Origin of the sequence: Volucribacter psittacicida (assembly GCF_004339025.1) — a bacterium.
Lineage (GTDB): Bacteria > Pseudomonadota > Gammaproteobacteria > Enterobacterales > Pasteurellaceae > Volucribacter > Volucribacter psittacicida.
In genome coordinates this window covers 53,093-74,772 of the sequence record NZ_SMFT01000004.1, presented here as the reverse complement: position 1 = coordinate 74,772, position 21,680 = coordinate 53,093, and the positions used below count along the sequence as shown (strand labels likewise).

The following is a 21,680-nucleotide window of genomic DNA, read 5'->3' as shown; positions in this document are numbered from 1 at the left end:
GTGCGTAAATTTAGCAGAGAGGAAAGATTTACTGCTAGGCAATTAGCTATCAATGATTTCTATTTTTTTACTCGGTGGATGTTTTTACAAAAAAGGGGCTATAACTGGCTACAAGCAACACATCATAAAGTGATTTGTAATGCTTTAATGAGAGTTTTTAGGGGAGAAAGTAAAAGATTAATTATTAATATTCCACCTAGATATTCTAAAACAGAATTGGCAGTTGTTAATTTTGTAGCTTGGTGTTTTGGGCAAGCAACAGATAGCGAATTTATCCACGCAAGTTATTCCGCTACATTAGCTACAAATAATAGTTCAAATATTCGCTCCATTATGCAACATGAAGCTTATCAAGAAATATTTCCTGATGTCATTTTAGATAGTGAAGTAAAAAATCATTGGACTACTTCAAAAGGCGGTGTTTTTTATGCTACTGGTGCGGGAGGAACAATTACAGGATTTGGAGCAGGCAAACAGCGTGAAGGTTTTGGTGGGGCTATTATTATTGATGATCCGCATAAAGCAGAGGAAGCTCGCTCAGAAAAGATGCGACAGAATGTAATAGATTGGTTTCAAAATACCATAGAAAGTCGTAAAAACGATCCTAAAAATACCCCCATTATCGTTATTATGCAAAGATTGCATGAAAGCGACTTAGCGGGATGGCTAATTGAAGGAGGTAATGGAGAGGAATGGGAAATATTAAAATTACCTGCCATTCAAATGGATGGAACGCCTTTATGGCCAGAAAAACATGATCTTGTTACATTAAAACAAATGCAGAAAGCTGCACCTTATATGTTTGCGGGGCAATATATGCAAGAGCCATCGCCACTAGAGGGAGGAGTATTTAAACCTCATAACATAGAAATTATTAATGCCTTACCAACGCAACAAGTGAAGTGGTGTCGTGCTTGGGACTTAGGAGCAACTGTCGGTGGAGATCCAACGGCAGGAGTTAAATTGGGCAAATGTCATGATGGTAGCTTTATTATTGCCGATTTGGCTCATGCGGATGTAGGTCCTGATGAAAGGGATAATTTGATAAAAAATACAGCGTCTTTAGATGGTACAAATGTAAAAATTAGTATTCCTCAAGACCCTGGACAGGCAGGAAAAACACAAGCCTTATACTTAACAAGAATGTTGACGGGATATATTGTGAAAACAAGCCCTGAAAGTGGCGATAAGTTGACTCGCGCAGAGCCTTTTGCGGCACAAGTTAACATAGGCAATGTGAAAATGTTAAAAGGCGAATGGAACAAAACAGTAATTGATGAAATGCGATTATTTCCTAATGGTACGCATGATGACGTAATCGATGCACTTTCAAGAGCATTTGGGGAAATTATTGATACTAAAACATCTTTTTTTGGGTAATTTTATGTTTAAATTATTTAAGAGAAATAATCAGGTTCAAGAGAATAAAGAAAGCAAAAAGGCTTCTTTTTGGAGTAGCGAACGTTTTGTTGATGACTTAGAAAATAACTTTTTTATTGAACAATTAAATCGCATTGTTTTATCAAATAACCGATTAACTGGGAATAGCGGTAATATAGCTACAGATAGTGATAATCAGTCATTAAAAATGAATTTAGTCGCACCTGATACAATTAGTGTGGCAATTGCTAATTGGTTTGCAGCACATTCATTTATTGGTTATCAGATGTGTGCATTATTAGCACAAAACTGGTTAATCAATAAGGCGTGTTCAATTCCTGCGAGAGATGCCACAAGAAATGGTTACGATATTATTTCAACAGATGGTTCAGAAATTCCTGATGATATCATTAAAGCATTGCAAAAATATGACAAACAATATCGTTTACGTTGGAACTGTGAACAATTTGTAAGAATGGGGCGAATCTTTGGGATTCGGCTTGCTTTATTTGATATAGAAAGTGATGATCCTGAGTTTTATGAAAAGCCTTTTAATTTAGATGGTGTTACAAAAGGTAGCTATAAAGGAATTATTCAGATTGATCCTTATTGGTGTATTCCTATGCTTGTTGGAGAAGAATTATCTAATCCAGCAAGTCAGAATTTTTATGAACCCACATATTGGCAAATTAATGGTAAAAAATATCATCGTTCTCATCTCATTATTTTTCGTAATAGTGAAGTCCCTGATTTATTAAAACCAGTCTATTTATACGGTGGTTTACCTGTTCCCCAATTGATTATGGAGCGTGTTTATGGTGCAGAAAGAACAGCTAGTGAATCTTTAGGGCTAGTTACGTCAAAACGAACAACGGTTTGGCTAACAAATATGGCAATGTTTGCCGCAGATGCTGAAAATAATTCTCAAAAATTAAAACAATGGGTTAGTTATCGAGATAATTATGGTGTTAAAGTTGGCGATAAAGACGGAGATCAACTCCAACAATTTGATACAGCGTTAGGCGATTTAGACGAAGTAATCATGACTAACTATCAGTTGGTGGCTGCCGCTTCAAATGTTCCTGCGACTAAATTATTAGGCACTACTCCTAAAGGTTTTAATTCTACAGGAGAAGGGGAAGCCAAAAATTATCATGAAGAATTGGAAAGTATTCAGGAACACGATCTTACAGAACTAGTAGAAAGACATCATCAATTAGTTATTAAATCTTGTGGTTTAGAAAGTATAGAAACAACCATTAACTGGCGTCCAGTAGATAGCCCAACTGCACAAGAACTCGCAGAAAGAAATAAACTTAAGGCTGATACTTATTCAGCCTTAGTTATGTGTGGGGCTATTGATGGTGCTGATGTTCGTTATCGATTAGCCTCTGATCCTGATTCAGGTTTCCATGATATGGGTGAACAAGATAATGAACACAAATTGTTAGAGGAGTTGGGATTAACAGAAGATGTTATTCATTCCATTAATGAGTTAGAGAGAGGTAATGATGAGAAAGTCTGAGCTTGAAGGAAAGCCTCTTATAGTTAGTGAGTCTATTGGCAATGAATATGGGAAAGTTATTAAGGCGACTATAAAATTGCTACATAGAGATTTAATGCAAGGCATTGACCGAATATACATTACTTATGCTCAAGATAACGATTCTAGCGATCAAAAAGGAAACGGCATATCTCAATTAAAAATACTTTTTAATAAGTTATTAAGGAAATATACACCAATATTTTCATTTTTAGCCAAAAACGCCACTGAGCGGATGATAAACAGGGTTTTAAAAAACTCATCATCTACGCTGAAATTGAGCCTTAGGGATATTAGCCAAGATCTTGCTATAAAAACCGATTTTATGACAGAAAAGCTCAATAGCATTACTAAAGCGGTAACGATTGAATCGGTTAGTTTAATCAAAACTATTCCTAGTCAATACCTTAATGAAGTTCAATCAATAGTTATGAATTCCATTACAACGGGTAAAGGTTTCCATGATTTGAAGAAATCACTAGATCGTTATTATGGAAAAAATGCTCGTAAAGCTGAATTAGTTGCATTAGATCAAACAAGAAAAGCTTATAGAAATATTCAAGCTGAAAAATTAAAGAAGCTTGGTGTTAGAAAGTTTAAATGGTTACATACTGGTGGCAGTAATGAGCCTAGAAAGTTACATATGGATCTAAATGGCAAAGTTTTTTCATTCGATAATCCGCCGTATATTGGTGAGATGTATGGGGAAAAAGTTTATGGATTACCAGGGCAATTACCAAATTGTCGTTGTAGTATGAAACCTGTAATAGATTTTGAGGACGAATAAATGATTCAATTTAATTCATCACAGATAGAAAGAATAAATCATCTCTTTGCTAAATTATCCATTCAAGCAATGGATAATCGTTGGATCACAGTGAAACCTAATGGAGCACATAATAAAGGTAGAGCTGTAGAAATTGATGATGAGGGAAGAATTGTTAAAGGTATGGGGGGAAAATTTAATGGAGAAAAAATTAACAAGATAGGAAAACAAACTAGGACACCACAATCTTCTACAGAAAAACCTGAAAATACGAGTAAAAGTAGAGAATTAATAGAAAAAATCAAAAAACTTACGGGCAATCAATTACCTGATCATATATTAGAAGATATGGAAAATTGGTCGGAAGAGAGATTAAATAATCGGCTTGTGATATATGCGAGAAATGCACAAAGAAGGCTTTCACAAAGTGAAATTACTACTCAAACTTCTCCTAAAGATAATGTCGAAAAAAATGAAATCACGTCTATTTTAAGTCAGAGCAATAAAAAAAGTTACAGCATTAAAAACATAAGTGCTTTCGTAAAATCTATGAAAAAACAACAAAATGCTGACTTTTCGAATACAAGCGAAAAAGACGCTGAAAGTTTTGCTAAACAGATTTTACCAGTATTAAACGACAGAGGGAGGGGAAGAACCCAACAAGGGCTAAATCTAATTTCAATTATTAATTCTAAACATCGAACAGCATTTAATAAAAGCGAATTAGGTACTTCTCCTGAGAGTTTTATCAGTTCAGGTATCATTGAAAAAGTTCCTGGAACAGAAAAATATCGCTTCACTAAAGCAGGTAATATGATTGCTCGTGAAGTAAAAGAATTATCTGATCAACTAAATCGTAGGGATAATGAAAAAAGGGCTGAAACTAAACGCAGAAAAGCAGAGAAAAAAGCGTTAGAGAAGTCAAAACGAACAATATTAAATGTTCCCTATGCTGAAAAAGAGATAGCGAAATCTTTTGGAGCGAGATGGGATAGTTATGAAAAGACGTGGTATTTACCTAAAGGGAAAGAATTGCCTGATGGATTGAAAAAGTATGTTGTTCAGGATAGTTTAGATTATTTAGAACGGTTAGATATTCTATATCAAAGGACAAAACAGTAGGACATCATCAATGATAGGACAAGACAAAAAAGATATTGATAATAATGGCTGGTTCGAAGTAAGAAATAACCCCCTCAGTAAAGAGGGGGTTTTCTTTTACAGAGGATCGGCAATCAGATTACCCAATGGTGAACAACCGCCAGATTTAAATAAATTATATGCCGTTTATAGGCCAGCAAGTGAACTATCAAATCAACAAGCCATTGACAGTTTCAAATTAGTCCCTTGGGTTGATGATCACGCTATGTTAGGTAGCGAAAATATAGGAATGACGCCTGCTGAAAAAAAAGGTGTAAGCGGTGTGATTGGCGAAGATGTTTATTTTAAAGACGGTATTTTATACGGAAATATTAAAGCATTTTCAGAAACATTGGCACGAAAAATTGAGAATGGTAAGAAAGAATTATCGCTCGGTTATCGTTGCCGTTATGAGCATAATCCCGGTGTATGGAATGGGCAACTTTATGATTATATACAACGGGATTTAAGAGGAAATCATCTAGCCCTTGTAGAGAGTGGCAGGATGGGCGGAGATGTTCGAGTGTTAGATCACGATGATGTAAACCTTGGACAATTTAATTTTACTTGTGATTCTTTTATGGAGAGAAAACAAATGACTTTAGAAGAACTATTGGAACAACTTCAAGGATTAACACCAGAACAGATCGCAGCGTTATCGGCGAAAGTTGAAGAGGTTAAACAATCTAGTGAAGATAATTCCATTAATGATTTAGAAAATGACAATGATCCTGATACCTCAGATCAAGAACCAAATGAAAAGGATGAGTTTAGTTCTGATGATGAGGAAGAAAAACTAGGTCCATTGGAAAAATTGATTAGTGTTGTTGAAAATTTATCGAAAGAAGTTGCTGAATTAAAAGCAGGCTCAAATAAAGAAACACAATCAGAAGATGACGAGGATAATACCCTAGAATCTGATAATAAAGCAAAAGAAGCTGAAAGTATGGATGCGGCAGATGTTGCAAAATTAGCAATGACTGAAATTGCGAAGAAAAATAAATTATATCAACAAGTATCAGGCTTTACCGGTGCTTTTGATTGCTCAGCAATGGATGCCAATGATATTGCTATTTATGCCTGTAAAAAACTGGGTTTAAAAGCAAATCGAGGGCAAGAATTAGCTATGCTTACAGGTTATATGACTCATCGCACCCCAATTAACAAACAAGTAACTACTTCAGCGATGGATAAAACGGATAATTCGTTTGTAGATAAACAATTAACAAAATAGGAGACATTATGGCGTTTCAAAAAACAGTTCAAACTGAGCAAGGTTTTGGCGTTCCTGGGGATATTCACTTAAATTCGCCAACGAGAGCTGAAAGTTTGCTTATTCAATCAGGTAGTGGGCAAAAAAATATCTACGGATATTGCTTCACGAAAGACGCATCAACCAATATTGCAAAAGTTGGTGGCGAAATCAGTTCAGGGCGAGTATTTGCAGGGATTTTAGCCAATCCTAAAGAAAGTATTTCGTATGGTACAGAGGCAGGCACATTAGAGCCAACATTAAATATTCCAGATAATCAACATGGTGACTTTATCACGATGGGAGATGTTGTTGTAAAAGTCTCAACGAAATGTGCTGTTGGTGATCTTGTTGTTTATGATACAACGACAGGGGAATTATCAACCGTAGCGGCAGGAACTGCAACAGCGGGAGCTGGTAAAGCGTTTGTGCCTAATGCTGTTATTTATCGTTATCCAGTAACAGCCGCTGGTGGGCTTACTGTGATCCGTTTAACTAATTAACTTATACAAAGGGGATTTTAATGTTATCAAAAGAACATGGATATATTAGCGGACGCCGAGTCGCTGAATGTATTTCGGAAAATAGACCGCTTATTACTATGGATGCTGCGGATGTTCCGAATTATAAAGCCTTACAAAAGGTCGGTATTGGTTTTTCTAATGAGTATTTACGTAAAGCGCCACAAGCATTTGCTATGGATGATGTGAACGGTGGAGTATTTACGGCAAATTCTGGTGTTCCAGTTCAATTTTTACAAGCTTGGTTACCTGGATTTGTTCGAGCAGCCTTTGCACCTCGTAAAATTGATGAGCTTATCGGTATTATGACTGTCGGCGAATGGCATGATGAAGAGGTTGTACAAGGCGTGTTAGAAACTATGGGGGACGCAGTACCTTATGGCGACACATCTAATGTGCCATTCTCAAGCTATAATGCAGGTTTTGAACGCCGTACAATCGTACGCTTTGAAAAAGGTATTAGCGTTGGACGTTTAGAGGAAGCGAGAGCAGGTGCAATGCGATTAAACAGTGCCGCAGAAAAACGTGCGGCTGCAGAGCTAGCTTTAGAAATGCAACGTAATAACGTAGGCTTTTTTGGATATAATGCACCGAATGTTCGTACTTATGGTTTCTTAAACGATCCGTCTCTTCCTGCTTATATTACTGTGGCTACGGGCGCAGGTTCCGCCACGACTTGGGATAAAAAAACGTTTTTAGAAATTACTGCGGACATTCGCCAAGCCTTTACTCAATTGCAAATCCAATCACAAGGGGTTGTTGATGCTGAACAAACACCAACTTGTTTGGCTCTTCCTACAAATTGTTCAACATTCTTAAGTGTTACTTCTGAATATGGCAATAGCGTTAAGGAGTGGATCAGTAAAACTTATCCTAAATGCCGAATTTGTGTTACCCCTCATTTGAATGGGGCAAATGGTGGTGCAAATGTCTTTTATCTATATGCTGAAAATATTGAGGACGGTGCAACAGATGATAATCGTGTTTGGGTTCAAGCTGTCCCTGCCAAATTTATGGCGTTAGGTATTGAGCAAAAAGCAAAATCAGTCGTTGAGGATTACACTAATGCCACAGCAGGTGTAATGTGTAAACGCCCTTATGCCGTCTATCGAGCAACAGGTATTTAATGATATTGCCCGAGTAACATCGGGCTTTTTATTATTTAGGAGAAATTAATTATGCCTTACGTATTTTCAACATTATCTTGTGATAACCGTTACACTTCTTATACAAAAACCAATAGTGATATTCAAGTTCCTTCTAAAGGGATATTAATCAAAGGTGGTGCAGGTGTAATGAATGATCGCTTTATTACGCCTATGGGTGTAGTTACAGAAGTTTCTAAAGAGGAACTTGATATTTTAGAAAGTAATCCTGTATTCCGCTTACATAAAGAAAAAGGGTTTATCGTGGTTCAAGATAAAAAATCAGATGTGGATAAAGTAGCGTCAGTGATGAATCAGGACGATGGTGGCTCCCCTTTAACGGATGAAAAAATCAGGAAAATGAATCGTTCTAAAAATAGTGAAGTGACAGTAGTAACTAATAACGAGGAATAAAAATGGATATTCAGGTTTTCCGCCGTATTTTCCCTGCTTTTGTTGGAGAAGCATTTCCAGATGAAATGATAGAAACTTGGGGAAACCTAGCAAAAAGTTATTTATCGGAAAGTTGGTTATTAAATGGAGAACGTTTTTCTTTAGCATTAAACCTAATGACAGCACATTTATTATTTAGTGTAAGCCAAAGTACCAAAAGTAATAATGGTGCATCAGGAACAGTTCAATCAGCTTCACAAGGAAGTGTGAGTGTTTCATTCTCTACACCTACAACAAAAAATGGTTGGGAGTTTTGGTTATCTACTTCTCCTTATGGTGTTCAATTATGGGCATTATTGAATAGTGTAGGAGCGGTAGGATGTTTTATTGGTGGATTACCTGAACGTCAAGCTGTTCGTAAAGTAGGTGGTGTATTTGTATGAGTAAAGCTGCAAAATTTACGGCAAAACTGAAACATTACATAAATGCTGTAAAAAGCGGAGAACAAAAAAGCGTAAGAGTGGGAGTGATTGAGAACCAGCATTATGAAAATGGTAATCCGGTTGCTTATATTGCTGCAATTCAAGAGTATGGTAGTGAGCATATTCCCCCAAGACCTTTTTTTAGACCAACCATAGCTACTAAAAAAACAACATGGGCTGGAAAAGCAACGGCATTGTTGAAGCGTGGTAATGATGTTGAGTCAGTTCTAGAAATTCTTGGCGAAATTGCAGCGGCGGATATTGTAGAAACAATAAGTAATATTCACTCTCCGCCTTTATCTCTGGCAACTAAAATAGCTAGAAATCGAAAAGCTCATCAAAAAAATGCGAAAGGAAGACGTAAAAGACCTAAATCAGTATCTATTAAGCCATTAATAGATAGCGGATTATTAGTTACATCCATATCTAGCCAAGTTGTTGAGGGAGAATAACACAATGGATCTTCATCATATCGCTAATCAAGCTATTACAGCGGTTAATCCTAATATTTCAGCAAAACTCAAGTTAAATATTGGTTATAAAACTGATGACACAGGAAAGCGAGTATCTGCTTATGAAGAGCATAAAGTCATGATCCAAGCTCAAAGTTTAAGTTCATTTGACTTACAACTATTTGACTCATTAGCTCAACAAGGTCAGCTATTAAATGTTTATGTATCAGGACAAATTCATGTACTACGACGTATATCAAATAAAGGTGCTGATAAATTAATATTTAAAGCTTTTGGAGAAAATGAACCATCTGAATGGCTAATTAAATCTGTTTCCGAATCTTTTCCTAACTGGTGCAAGGTGGTGGTATGTCGGCAAAGTTAAATATAACTTATGAGGATATTTACCGAGAAGTCCGAGCATTTTTGCTTGGGCTTTTTAATTTGCATGAAGATAACGTAATCAGAGGGTATAGCAATAATGTGCCATTGCCTAATGGCGATTTTATTTTGATGAATATCATTAATGAAAGGGCATTATCAACGACAAGGCATAATTACAACATAGATGAGAGTAGTGCAGAAGTTGTTCAAACCGCAGAAATTATGTTGCAGTTAGATTTTTACGGAGAAAATGCCGCTAAAAATGCAAAAACATTTTCTGTTTTATGGCGAGATTTTTATGCTTGTGAACGTTTTAGTTGTGGCCAGCCACTTTATTGCGATGAGCCTAAATTTATGCAATTTATTAATGAGGCTTCGGAATATGAAAACCGTTGGACATTGACAGCATTTTTTAACTATAACCCTGCATTAACGCATCATCAAGAGTTTATCACTTCATCAAACATCGAAATTAATCAATTGTGAGGATTTTAATATGTTTAATTCAATTCCAGCATCACAAATTGTTAATGTAACCCCTGCAGTATTAAGTTCAGGTGGATCGCCATTATCAATGAATGCGGTTTTTATTAGTAAAAATGATAATTTACCTACGGGGCAGGTTGTTTCTTTTGCGACAGCGGACTCTGTAGGAGATTATTTTGGCTTAACTTCGGAGGAATATAAAGCAGCAGCCATTTATTTTAATGGCTATGATAATTCCACGATCAAGCCCGGTACATTGTTTTTCTGTGCCTATAATTCAGCAGACGAAGAGGCTTTTTTACTTGGTGGCTCATTAAAGTCATTATCACTTGATGACTTAAAAGCGATTAATGGTGAATTAACCTTAACCATTGACGGCACAGAGAAGAAAGTAACAAGCTTGGATTTAAGTAGCGTAACAAGTTTTTCTAAAGCGGCGGAAAAAATGACAACAGCACTTGGTGTTGGTAAGGTAAGTTTTGATACTCAACTGCAAGCATTTAAAATTACCTCACCGACCAAAGGGACAACATCATCTATTTCGTATGCTAAAGGTGCCGTAGCAGAAAAATTGAAATTAACTCAAAAGACGGGTGCAGTGATTTCCCAAGGATCAGGAAAAAGTACGCCAGTTAGTGTGATGCAATCTGTTACAAGTTCTACATTAAACTGGGCAACGTTTACCACAATTTTTGAGCCATCTTTAGAGGAAAAAATAGCTTTCGCTGAATGGGTAAATAACCAGAATGAGCGATTCTTATATGTAGGTTGGGGATTTGAAGAAGAGGCTACATTAACAGGAAATACCACTTGTTTTGGGGCTAAATTAAAAGAAAGTGAGTTTAGTGGTTGTTGTCCTATTTATGGGGGCGTTGATAAAGCCGCTTTTGTGTGTGGCACTATCGCTTCCATTGATTTTACTGAACGACAAGGGCGGATTACCTTAAAATTTAAAGGGCAATCAGGTTTAAGTGCGGATGTTACAGAGGCAACAATAGCGAAAAATTTAGAGGAAAATGGTTATAACTTCTATGGAGCTTGGGCTACCGCAAATGATCGCTTTTTATTTTTATCGCCAGGGCAAATGCCGGGGAAATGGAAATGGATTGATGCTTTCGTCAACCAAATCCGAATTAATAGCCAATTACAACTCGCATTAATGACTTTGTTGACTTCCGCAAAATCTATTCCATATAACGCTGACGGCATTGCATTACAACGTGCAGCTTGTACCGATCCAATTAATGAAGCATTAAATTTTGGTTCAATTCAAATCGGCGTATCATTAAGTGAGCAACAAAAAGCCATTATTAACCGAGAAGCTGGATTTGATGCCGCCAGTATGATTGAAACACGAGGTTATTGTTTGCTTATTGAAAAGGCGACAGCACAAACTCGAGGTGTTCGTCAATCAAATCCAATGAAGTTATGGTACACCGATGGTGGTAGCGTGCAATCAATTAATTTGGCTTCAATTAATGTTCAGTAATTATTTTTCATATCATTAAGGATTAAAAATGCGTACCAATACAGAAAAAACACTTACCTCAGCAAATAGTATTTTGCAAGTTAGAGCAAAAGGCTTTAATGATAATTGGGTAAAAATGGAACAATATGCGGCAGATAATGCCTTTGATTATGGACAAGGGCAAATTGGCGAAACCGTATTAGGGGTTGATGGTATTCAATCAGGCGGATTTACACCTTACGAGGTGGATTTAAATATCCAATTGCAAGCCAATAGCCCAAGTTGTTCATACTTTGATAAGCTAATCAACCATATTAACAACACGCAGGAAACGGTTGCGTTAGAGTTTTCTTGTGAAATTCCATCTATTGGAAAGCGATATAGTTCATCTGGTTTTATGGTAAATATTCCAGGCGGTACAAATGCGAAGAAACTTCTTGACTCAGTAACCTACACGTTTCGTGTTGTAAATAATGGTGCGGAAGATATTTAAGTGATTGTTAAAATGATTATGTAAAAGCTCGATTTTATCGGGCTTTTGTTTTTTAAGAGGTGGAAAATGTCATTAAAAGAGAAAAAAGTTACTATTCAAAAAGGGCGAGATGCAGGAGTTAATTTTTTAATTACTGAAATGCCTGTCGCAAAAGCAGATAAATGGGCAATGAAAGTGTTAATTGCTTTATCAAATGCAGGAATTAAAGTACCAAATGCACAAGTAGGTATGTTGGGGATCAGTGCAGTCTTGTTATCAGCTTTGCAAAATATTGATGAAGAAAAAGCGATTCCCTTATTAGATGAATTACTTGATTGCGTCAAAATCATTCCAGAAGGCGGTGTTCCCCGTCAATTAGATTTAACCCTCAATGATGTACAGGATTTCACTACATTATGGTACTTGCGTAAAGAAGCATTAATGTTACACATTGATTTTTTGAAAGACGCCAATATCCAGATTTAGGGGTAGGAAAACCAAATTCTGGTGAGGCATACATTAATTTAACTTATACCGTTGGTATGATCGTTTCATATAGGCTTGCAACGTTACACGAATTACAAACAGTTTATAGCTTAGAAGACGCTTTAGATTTGCTTGAAGTGATTAGCGTTGATTCCTATAACCAAAATAAAACGGCTAAACATCGTTAATAGCCCTTTGTTCTTTTTTAAGGTTTTTCATTATGACAAATATTATTGATTCACTTTTTCTTGAAATTGGCATTAAAGATAAATTATCTTCTGATGGTGCGAAAATTATTGCTTTTTTAGAGCGTTTTGAAAAAGAATTATTCGGTTTACAAAATACCGTAGAGGAAACTCAAGATACTTTTGATGAAATGCAAGATAAAGTGGGTAAAACTGTTGAACCACTTAAGAAAGTAGAAAAAGAGTTAAAGAATAATGAAAAACAAATTAAAAAGAACAATACGCAAGCAAAAAGTTTACTTGAAGTCTTAACTAAAACAGGTAAACAACTTGGGGCTATTGGTACTATTTTTGCTTCAACAACGGCATTGAAAAGATTAGCAATGCAGTCCGCAGACGTGAATGTTGGATTAAATAATTTATCTAAAAATATTGGCGTAGCCTATGATAGCCTTGTTAATTGGTCAGGTGCCGCTGAAATGGCAGGTGGCTCAGCAAATGGTATGTTAAGCACGATTAAAGGATTATCTAGTGGGCTAACACGTTTTGCGGTAATGGGTGATGACTCAATTATTAAATTCTTTACCACATTAGATATTATGCCCTTTGAAACGAATGGCAAGATCAAAGATTTAAATGCGCTTTTACTTGAACTTGCCGATCGTTTTAGTGTAATGGAAACAACAAAAGCCTTTAGCATAGCCCAATCTATGGGGATTGATGAAGATACATTCAATCTATTAAAACAAGGGCGGAATGAGGTTCAAAAATTTCTCTTACAACAATCCTCTATGTATCGTTCTAAGCAAAAAGATATTGAGGTAAGCCGTAGATTGGTAAAATCAACGAAAACGATTAACCAACAGTTTGAGGCAATGAAATTAATGATTGGCAATGCTGCCGCTCCTGCATTACTCACTATTTCTGAAATTATTGAGAAACTGTTCAACTTTTTAATGAAACATGAGGGATTAATACAAGGCTTTTTCTTATCCCTATCAGGGATTTTAACAACGGTATTAATTCCTACATTATGGCGAGCTACTGCTGCTACATTTGCATTTATTGCTCCCTATTCAACAATGATTTTAGTTATATTAGGTCTAGCTGCTGCCTTTGGTTTATTATTTGATGACTACCAAACTTGGGCTGAAGGTGGTGATTCGCTTTTTAATTGGGGTGTTTTTATCGGATATATTAATGGGACAGAATTTTCCCTAAAAAATTTAGGAAAAGCATTTAACCGATTAAAAGAATATTATACTGATTGGGAGAAAAAAGTTGAGAATGGCAAAGCGTGGCTAACAGCAAAAGGCTTTATTGAGGATAACAAAATTACCGTAGAATCTTTAATCAATGGTTTTTCTAATTTAGCCCAAGAAATTTATATTTCGGTATTACCTGCTCTAGGAAAAATTGGAGATATAGTTAATGCCTTAAAAGAGGGGAGATTTAGCGATGCTTTTGCTATTGCTAATGAGGCTATTTATTCTACAGCTAAATGGGCTCAAAACAAAATAAACCCTTTCTATTCACTATTTGAATTAAAATCTGATAAAAATTTTTACACTGTTGCAAAAAGTGTTAAATGGATGAATGGCAAACTAAATCCTTTTTATATCGAAGGCTTAAAACCATTTATTGATGATCTAACTGGACATGACCCCAACTCCCCCAACTCTTTAACCCAAATGGATATTTATAACCGAGAGGGAGCAACGGGCAAACCAAGAACAATTAAAAGTGGCTTTACGGGGTTCGGTGCTGATATTGATAGTTATATTAAAGAAGCGGCTGAAATGTGGAATGTTGATGAAAAAACATTGCGAGGTTTAATTAAAATGGAAAGTGGTTGGACGGGTAAGGACTCGCCAACGGGGGCTATTGGTGTTGGGCAATTTACGACACGAACTTGGAATGAGTTAGCTAATTCAGCTGACGGGAAAAGGATTGGTATGCAGCTTGTTACTGAAGAAAATAAAGGAACAAGTAATGATCCAAGACGTAATAATCGTGTTAATACATTGGCAACCGCTCTCTATGTAAGAAATAATCGTAAACAGCTATTAAATGCAGGTATTGAAATTACCCCTGCTAATATTTATATGGCACATAATATTGGGGCGTCAGGACTAAGAAAAGCTCTTTCAGGAAACGCCGATTCCTCTTTAATTGATATTATGCGTAAGAATGGTATGAAAGAAGGAATGACCCCTGCGGAGTTCTTAACATACCAGAAAGGAAGATTTCAAACCCATTATGATATGGCAAATAATGTGAATAATGTTGCCCCTGTGCCCGAAATAAATCGTAATAATTATGCGATTTCTGCCGCAATGAGAGCCACAGAGTTTGTAAATAATGCGATGGGATATAGTGGTCCACAAAATATTCAACATAATCGCCATACAGAGGTTGTCATTAATGGGGGTTTAAATGTACAATCCTCTGCGAGTACCATTTCTGGTACATCGAAAGACGCAGTAAATGCAATACAACAGCATATTGACGTTATGGCATTTAATAATGGATTACATTGATATGAAACACTGTAAATACTTTTTTAAGTTAATCCTAGGATTATTACTAACTTTTTCAACTCCCCTTAGCTATGCTTCTTTTCAAGATATATGTTTATATTCTCCAGATGGGCAATCTATACAGGAAGTGCATTGTATTATTGATATTAGCTCTCAAGATAAAATTGGTGGCGATTATTATGTAGCAACGTTAAAGGACAACTATTTTGTTAGCTATAAATTTACTCCTAATAATCCTTATTATTTAGGGGAAGCTATTTTTGAAACGCTTAGATATCCTATTGAATATAAAGCGGAAGTATTCTCTTTAACAAATGAATTTAAGAGATCTAATTCGTTGTCGGACAAATGGCAGTGTATACAAAATATTGATATGAAAGAAATGCTCTGTAAAATTTGGGAACATCATCGAACAAATTCCGAGCAATCTGCTATCAAAAACAAAATGAAAGCTGTCTGGAACGAAGGCACTTATAAAGTAGGTGTAGATATTCCCGAAGGAGAGTATAAATTAATAGAAGATAGTAATAAGTATGGTGGATTTTATAGAGTATATTTAGATTCTGGTAATAAGTTATCTTCAATTGTTACTGGAGGAGCATTTAATAATATGACTTATGTTACTGTTAAAAAAGGGCAATATTTAGAAGTTAGTAGAGCGACTTTTACTTTAGTAAATTAACTAAATGACTTATCGTTACATTGAATATTATCAATGGAGGAAAAGTGTATAGAAAGCGAAGAAAATTGAAAAGCCATTCTGATAGAGAAGCAAATTTCTATGATGTATTAACAAATAAGCCATATTTGACTCGATGGTTCACTGTAGATGGATTACTTGAAGTTGGAAGTCAATATAATAGCTTATCTATGGAAGATAAGCTAAAATTTTGGAGTAATACTCATTTATACTCTATACATAAGTTAACGTTTTTTTCCCTCTTTTTCGGATTGATAGGTGTAGATCGATTTTATTTAAATGATAATTTCCTTGGTATTCTTAAATTAGTATTTTTATTTCCACTATTATTAATAACACCATATAGTTTTATTATTGTATTACTTGATTTATTTTTGTGTAGAAAGAGAGCAAAAATATTAAATCACTTAAACTCTATTAAAACAATTACTAAAATCAAGGCAAGTAGTTATGAGTTAAGAAGTCAACAAAATCAATGTATAAAGCCATTAATAATAGAAAGAGGAACGGCGTCTAAATTAGTTATTGATGAGTTTATTGGCAATGTTTCATTAACAGAAGAATCATTAGAAAATACAGAGAAAGAAAATGAGTTGATTATAGAGAAGAAAATAAAAGAACTAGCTACTATTATTATTTACAAAGAATATGGTAAAGTTATTTATAAAAGAAAATTAACAGCGTTAGTGTCAAAATATTATCATTTTTCTAACTATCTACTTATATATCTAGCTAATTCATCAACTGATGATGCAAATAAATTATTTTTCATAGATATGAAAAATAATAAACAGCTATTTTCTATTATACCTATATATAATTGTTATAAAGGTTCATTCGAATATAAGAATAATAGATTATTTTATTGTTTGTATGGCGATGAGTTTGAGATTGGTAGTAATGGAGATTTGGTAGATAGAATTTCTTATTTGCATAAAGAAGTTTCTAATTTTAGTGATAATTCTCTATTTTATATTGAGTGTTTGATAGAAGAAACAGAGCTAACTAAATATAATATAGGATTATATATTAAATATATTAGAAATTATATATCTTTTTTAGAAGGAACACTTCATTTTTTAGAATATTTGGCAGAGGCATATTCTCTACAAGGAGATTTATTACTTAAATTAGAGGATTTAGAATCTGCATACTATTCATATAAATTAAGTAATAGATTAAAATGTAAAAATAAAAGGAAGTTAGCAAAATTAGAGAAAATATTATCAAAAGAAGTAATAGAAAATATTAGTATAAGTGCTGAGGATGAATATCAGAGGTTACTAGTGATTAATAATAAAGTTAAATCATTTTATTTTAAGAGTTAAAATAGTAAATATTTTATATAAGAGAATTTTTATTCGTTTTTGTGTATCAGACAGCTTTAAATTGGTAGATGCCAAGCCTGTAAAGGTAGATTTGTTGTAGGCAATACAACCCGATCAGAAATGGTCGGGTTTTTTATTATCTAAAATCCAAGAGGCATATCATATGGAAACATTAAAAGCAGAATTTTTAGGACAACAAATCACATTAGTGGGTAACAATGGTGTAGCCTATGTCGCTATGCGTGAGATTGTTGAAGGTATTGGACTTGATTGGAAGTCTCAACATAGAAAATTAATCGATCAGTCTGGTAAATTCAGTTGTGGTCATATCACCACAACAGGGAAAGATGGCAAGAAATATGAAATGCTTTGTATCCCTATCAAAAAGCTAAACGGCTGGCTATTTTCAATTAATCCTAACAAAGTGCGTGCGGATTTAAAAACACGCTTAGAGGAATATCAGGAAGAATGTTTCTTAGCTTTATGGGATTACTGGATGTTAGGCGTGGCTAGACGTGATGAGGTTAAGAATAAATTATTAGAATGGAAACAAAAGGACTTAGAATCAAAAGAACGTGGCAGCGAAGCTGGTCGATTGCTAAATAAAAGAAAGCAAGAAAAAGCAATGTTAGAGGTTGAGTTTTTACAGATTAAGCAAATGGAGCTATTTATGCCGATGTAATAGCATTGACAACTAACTCCTTGTTATCGTAATAAAAAATAAACCCCGATTGCGGCAAACAATCGGGGTTTTCTTTTACCCCTTATCCAAGTTTAGCAACTAAGGAGCAATTTTGATTAAGTATACACCAAAACATCAAGTAAAGGTAGGTGGAAAAATGAGTAAAGAAGGTGCAGATAAAGTAGGGAATAAATTAGCAAATGCAGCATTAATTTTGGCAACTTGCTTGGGAATTAGTGCGTTAATGATTGCATATTCTTATTTGATGTAGTGATATTATTCTACATCAATCGTGTTTTAGCGATATTACATAATTGAATAATGACAAAAAACATAACAATAATTGCCTTGTTCAAGCCTGATAATTTAAAATCATCTCCTCAATTAAGGCAGTTTTTGATTTTTCGGTACGTTCGCTTAGCTCATTTAAACGCTGTATAGTTTCTTCTTTCAGTTTAAAACCAACCATACGAACACCGCGTTTTTTATCAGAGCGATCTTGAATTTCTTTTTTTGTCATTGCCATATTGCTTTCCTGTTGATTTTTAGAACTTGAGTTGTTATAGTAGGAGCCGTTGGGGGACACTCTCACATATCCCCCTCGGGTTTATCCTAGAATGCTGGCATTGCCACCATTAGCAGGATAATTAGGATTGCAATTTTCCAGATCATAATCCTAACTCCTTTTTTAAGACCGCTCACCACAAGGGCGGTTTCTTGTTCTAAAGCACTTTACTTTAGATATGATAATTATAGTTAAAACTACATTTGTTGTAAAATACTTTTTATAGTTTTAACTATATTTTTTATTTGACAACCTACTCCTATTCTATTATTATCATCAACAAGGCGTCGAAACCTTAAACCAAAGGCGGTTATCCGCACCCGATAGCATAGCGGTTTTTTTATGCGTGAAATTTGTGTTTTCCTTTTCTTTTTTCTCACAAATTAACCATACACATCTATCTATGCCGAGAGGGCGGAGAATATAAGACCCGAAAGGGGAATAATCCCGACCGTTCCTTTGGCGGTTTTCGAACCTCTTGGCAACCCTATCCTATAATGGGGGTAATCTTAAACTTCGAAAATTAACAAAGGAGTTCTATATGAACACTCAACTTCAAACAATTCAATTCAACAGTCAATCTCTAGTTACTTTTGAACAAAACGGTACACACTACACTGCGATGAAACCAATCTGCGAAAATATTGGTTTAGCGTGGAACGCCCAATTACTAAGGATTAAAAGAGATGAAGTTCTTTCTAAAGGTATGATCGTGATGATCACACCTACAAATGGCGGGGAACAAGAAATGGTATGCCTACCAATCCAATATCTAAACGGTTGGCTATTTGGTATTGATACAAATAGAGTAAAACCAGAAATTAGAGAAACCTTAATCAAATATAAAAAAGAGTGCTACCAAGCTCTACACGATTATTGGTTTAAAGGCGAAGCTAAAAGAGAGATTAACCTACAAAAACTCACGAAAGAACACCAACTGTTTTTAAAAGATCTGGTAATGGATCGCACAAAACGGTTGCCGAAAGACAAGCAAGCCAAAGGGGCTATTGCTCAATGGTCTGCGTTAAAAACGCATTTTGGTAAGTCTTATAAAGACATTGATGATGAACAGTTCGTTGAGGCTGTGAGTTTATTGGCAAGATTGCCATTAGAGGGCGAGCTAATCATTGAACAACAAAATACAGAGATGATTCAATTGCCCTACTCTATTTTTCTCGGTATTATGAAACATACTCGCTTGGCGAAGAAACTCGGCGAAAAAACAGAAACACTGCATAGAACGCTTTTTGAGCTATTAAAGATAGATCGTTATACCAGAAACGATCTTGCCGCCATAGCCTATGATGTCAGAGCTGAATTTAATGCTGTCTTAGATGTGGGCGAAAAATACTTGCGAGAATACCAAATTAAAAACGGCTTGTTAGAGGAAATAAAGCCTAGAGTAAGAATGATAGCTAAATACTAGAAATTTTTTGAAAATCGACCGCACTTCGGTGCGGTTAATATTAAAAAGTAGGTATAATAACTATAAATTTATTGCATTATTTATCTTTTGTGGGTATAATAACCACAACTAAACAAGTTAGAGGATAGTGTGGAAAGCCGAAAAATCATTAAAATGCTAGAAAAAGATGGTTGGTTTTTAGTAAATATTGAAGGAAGTCATCATCAATTTAAGCATAAACAGAAAAAGGGGCGAGTTACAGTTCCCCACCCTAAAAAGGATTTGCCAGTAAAAACTGTAAATTCAATATTAAAGCAAGCGGGGTTGAAATAACCCCCTTAATTAAGGTGTATTCCACTTAACGAAATATAAGGAAAAATATGTTATATCCAATTGCTATCGAAATCGGTGATCAGGATCATGCTTATGGCGTGATTGTGCCAGATGTGCCTGGGTGCTTTTCGGCAGGCGATACCATGGCAGAAGCCTATGATAATGCTAAACAGGCTATTGCTTTTCATATTAAAGGAATGTTAGAAGACGGGGAAGATATACCGCAACCGACATCCATTGAGAACCATATTCATAATGAAGATTATGTGGGGCTAACTTGGGGGATTGTTGATGTTGATTTAAGCCATTTAATGGGAAAAGCTGAAAAAATTAATATCACTTTGCCGTCATTATTATTGCAACATATTGATAAGTTTGTGGCGACTCATCCTGAATACAAAAACCGCAGTAATTTTCTTGCAAAATTAGCGACAGATAAGGTATTTCAGCAAACCGCACAGTAAAATATTAATGCCTTGAATTTTCAAGGCTTTTTTATTATCTAAAGTCCGTAACCGCTCGCTTGAGCGGTTTTTTATTATCTAAAAGAAATAAGGTGCAAAATGTTTTGGGATTCAATAGGTGTGCCTAATGTACCGGGCATACCACAAAATATCAGTGGAGCGATTATTAAGTTTGGCGGTTCCCAAATTATTAATCAATTTTTTGGAAATTATTGGGGGATATTTGATCAAAATGGTATTCCCCTACTTTTGGCTGATAATGTGAAGTCAGTCAAATATCAGAATACGTCAAAAATATCTAACGCTCCTTTGGAAAAAGGGTCTTTTACTAGTTATAACAAAGTAATCGATCCTTATATTGTTGATGTTGTTATGACAAAAGGGAGTGGTGGTGTTATTGAACGAGGGGCTTTTTTAGCATTAGTTGAAGCCTTTGCCAATAGTACAGATCTATTTATGGTTATTACGCCTGAAGCTATTTATCCAAATTGCAACATTATAGGTTACAACTATATGAGGGAAACGTTAGATGGTGCGAGATTGCTTAAGGTAAATATCAAACTTCAAGAGATTAGAGAAATTGAACCAGAATATACTTCGACAAAATCTGATACATCCGCTACTGAGCAAAATTCAGGAAATATTACGACAGAAAGCATTGGTGGGACGCGAGAGCCTTCGTTATTAAAACGATTAAATAATGTTGTAGGACAAATAAAAGAAAAAGGACTTGGGACATTCCTTAATGAAGGAATAGGAGATTTAAAATCAATTATCGGAATATAAGTGAAATGTTACATAAAATACCGTTACAAGCTATCCCTAATCAAAAGTTTTCTATTCAAATAAATAATCAGGAAATAACGATTAGCCTTGCGACTCGTCATAAACAACAGCTTTATGCTACGGTAAGCGTGAATGGAGAAAAAATAGTGGATAATCGTTTATGCTTGAATATTCAGCCATTAATTAGTGTTGATTATTTGCCAATAAAAGGAAATTTATTTTTCATAGATATGGAAGGGCAAGATGACCCTCATTATTCTGGATTAGGTACAAGGTTTATCCTTATTTACTCTGAACTATAAATCCTTAGTTGAAAAGCTAA

The 21,680-nt window shown here is 35.1% G+C and carries 26 protein-coding genes; 25 read left to right on the top strand and 1 reads right to left on the bottom strand.

Going from position 1 to position 21,680, the window contains the following annotated elements:
* From terL to EV694_RS10905, 20 genes are all read left to right on the top strand, one after another.
* Entirely contained in the window at positions 1-1,380 is a 1,380-nt protein-coding gene (gene terL, locus EV694_RS08340) for a phage terminase large subunit (protein ID WP_132691448.1), read from the top strand.
* 4 nt (positions 1,381-1,384) lie between these two features.
* Positions 1,385-2,905, top strand: coding sequence for a phage portal protein (locus EV694_RS08335; RefSeq protein ID WP_132691446.1), 1,521 nt, complete (start codon positions 1,385-1,387; stop codon positions 2,903-2,905).
* Positions 2,892-3,710 carry a phage head morphogenesis protein gene (locus tag EV694_RS08330; RefSeq protein ID WP_243646011.1) on the top strand — a complete coding sequence of 273 codons (819 nt, stop codon included), beginning with the start codon at positions 2,892-2,894 and terminating at the stop codon, positions 3,708-3,710. Before EV694_RS08335 ends, EV694_RS08330 begins: the two co-directional genes overlap by 14 nt.
* Complete coding sequence (locus tag EV694_RS08325) at positions 3,711-4,811, top strand: DUF5710 domain-containing protein (RefSeq protein ID WP_132691442.1); 1,101 nt, start codon at positions 3,711-3,713, stop codon at positions 4,809-4,811.
* Between the two features lie 10 nt (positions 4,812-4,821).
* Positions 4,822-6,063 (top strand): DUF2213 domain-containing protein, encoded by a 1,242-nt coding sequence (locus EV694_RS08320; RefSeq protein ID WP_132691440.1) that lies wholly within the window; start codon positions 4,822-4,824, stop codon positions 6,061-6,063.
* Positions 6,064-6,071: 8 nt separating this feature from the next.
* On the top strand, positions 6,072-6,584 hold the full coding sequence (locus EV694_RS08315; protein WP_132691438.1) for a structural cement protein Gp24: 513 nt from the start codon (positions 6,072-6,074) through the stop codon (positions 6,582-6,584).
* Between the two features lie 20 nt (positions 6,585-6,604).
* Positions 6,605-7,729 carry a major capsid family protein gene (locus tag EV694_RS08310; protein ID WP_132691436.1) on the top strand — a complete coding sequence of 375 codons (1,125 nt, stop codon included), beginning with the start codon at positions 6,605-6,607 and terminating at the stop codon, positions 7,727-7,729.
* Between the two features lie 51 nt (positions 7,730-7,780).
* Complete coding sequence (locus tag EV694_RS08305; protein ID WP_207859811.1) at positions 7,781-8,161, top strand: hypothetical protein; 381 nt, start codon at positions 7,781-7,783, stop codon at positions 8,159-8,161.
* A gap of 2 nt (positions 8,162-8,163) precedes the next feature.
* Positions 8,164-8,583: a DUF4054 domain-containing protein gene (locus EV694_RS08300; RefSeq protein WP_132691434.1), complete on the top strand. Its 420-nt coding sequence runs from the start codon at positions 8,164-8,166 to the stop codon at positions 8,581-8,583.
* Entirely contained in the window at positions 8,580-9,074 is a 495-nt protein-coding gene (locus tag EV694_RS08295; protein WP_132691432.1) for an HK97-gp10 family putative phage morphogenesis protein, read from the top strand. Before EV694_RS08300 ends, EV694_RS08295 begins: the two co-directional genes overlap by 4 nt.
* 4 nt (positions 9,075-9,078) lie before the next feature.
* Positions 9,079-9,459, top strand: a complete 381-nt coding sequence (locus tag EV694_RS08290; protein WP_132691430.1) for a hypothetical protein — start codon at positions 9,079-9,081, stop codon at positions 9,457-9,459.
* Entirely contained in the window at positions 9,444-9,944 is a 501-nt protein-coding gene (locus EV694_RS08285) for a phage neck terminator protein (protein WP_132691428.1), read from the top strand. The genes EV694_RS08290 and EV694_RS08285 overlap by 16 nt, the downstream gene beginning before the upstream one ends.
* A 10-nt stretch (positions 9,945-9,954) precedes the next feature.
* A complete protein-coding gene (locus EV694_RS08280) occupies positions 9,955-11,433 on the top strand; it encodes a DUF3383 domain-containing protein (protein WP_132691426.1) in 1,479 nt (492 codons plus the stop codon).
* A 28-nt stretch (positions 11,434-11,461) separates the two neighbouring features.
* Positions 11,462-11,905, top strand: a complete 444-nt coding sequence (locus EV694_RS08275; RefSeq protein ID WP_132691424.1) for a phage tail fiber protein — start codon at positions 11,462-11,464, stop codon at positions 11,903-11,905.
* A gap of 66 nt (positions 11,906-11,971) precedes the next feature.
* Positions 11,972-12,370 (top strand): hypothetical protein, encoded by a 399-nt coding sequence (locus EV694_RS08270; RefSeq protein WP_132691422.1) that lies wholly within the window; start codon positions 11,972-11,974, stop codon positions 12,368-12,370.
* A 220-nt stretch (positions 12,371-12,590) separates the two neighbouring features.
* A complete protein-coding gene (locus EV694_RS08265; protein ID WP_132691420.1) occupies positions 12,591-15,095 on the top strand; it encodes a transglycosylase SLT domain-containing protein in 2,505 nt (834 codons plus the stop codon).
* Complete coding sequence (locus EV694_RS08260) at positions 15,082-15,777, top strand: Rv1352/Rv1906c domain-containing protein (RefSeq protein WP_132691418.1); 696 nt, start codon at positions 15,082-15,084, stop codon at positions 15,775-15,777. The genes EV694_RS08265 and EV694_RS08260 overlap by 14 nt, the downstream gene beginning before the upstream one ends.
* A gap of 44 nt (positions 15,778-15,821) precedes the next feature.
* Complete coding sequence (locus EV694_RS08255; RefSeq protein WP_132691416.1) at positions 15,822-17,123, top strand: TM2 domain-containing protein; 1,302 nt, start codon at positions 15,822-15,824, stop codon at positions 17,121-17,123.
* A 163-nt stretch (positions 17,124-17,286) separates the two neighbouring features.
* Positions 17,287-17,805 (top strand): phage antirepressor N-terminal domain-containing protein, encoded by a 519-nt coding sequence (locus EV694_RS08250; protein WP_132691414.1) that lies wholly within the window; start codon positions 17,287-17,289, stop codon positions 17,803-17,805.
* 112 nt (positions 17,806-17,917) lie between these two features.
* On the top strand, positions 17,918-18,076 hold the full coding sequence (locus EV694_RS10905) for a hypothetical protein (RefSeq protein WP_165865513.1): 159 nt from the start codon (positions 17,918-17,920) through the stop codon (positions 18,074-18,076).
* 81 nt (positions 18,077-18,157) lie between these two features.
* Here EV694_RS10905 and EV694_RS08245 read toward each other — a convergent pair whose 3' ends face one another.
* On the bottom strand, positions 18,158-18,331 hold the full coding sequence (locus EV694_RS08245; RefSeq protein ID WP_132691412.1) for a ribbon-helix-helix protein, CopG family: 174 nt from the start codon (positions 18,329-18,331) through the stop codon (positions 18,158-18,160).
* Between the two features lie 580 nt (positions 18,332-18,911).
* Between EV694_RS08245 and EV694_RS08240 the strand changes: the two genes are divergently transcribed.
* From EV694_RS08240 to EV694_RS08220, 5 genes are all read left to right on the top strand, one after another.
* A complete protein-coding gene (locus EV694_RS08240) occupies positions 18,912-19,796 on the top strand; it encodes a phage antirepressor N-terminal domain-containing protein (protein ID WP_132691410.1) in 885 nt (294 codons plus the stop codon).
* Positions 19,797-19,949: 153 nt separating this feature from the next.
* The gene (locus EV694_RS08235; RefSeq protein WP_341538825.1) at positions 19,950-20,108 is read left to right on the top strand and encodes a type II toxin-antitoxin system HicA family toxin; all 159 of its coding nucleotides are present in this window, start codon (positions 19,950-19,952) and stop codon (positions 20,106-20,108) included.
* A gap of 47 nt (positions 20,109-20,155) precedes the next feature.
* Positions 20,156-20,572: a type II toxin-antitoxin system HicB family antitoxin gene (locus EV694_RS08230; protein WP_132691406.1), complete on the top strand. Its 417-nt coding sequence runs from the start codon at positions 20,156-20,158 to the stop codon at positions 20,570-20,572.
* Positions 20,573-20,671: 99 nt separating this feature from the next.
* Positions 20,672-21,358, top strand: a complete 687-nt coding sequence (locus EV694_RS08225; protein WP_243646010.1) for a phage baseplate protein — start codon at positions 20,672-20,674, stop codon at positions 21,356-21,358.
* Positions 21,359-21,363: 5 nt separating this feature from the next.
* Entirely contained in the window at positions 21,364-21,660 is a 297-nt protein-coding gene (locus tag EV694_RS08220; RefSeq protein WP_132691404.1) for a phage baseplate plug family protein, read from the top strand.
* The last annotated feature ends 20 nt before the right edge of the window (positions 21,661-21,680 follow it).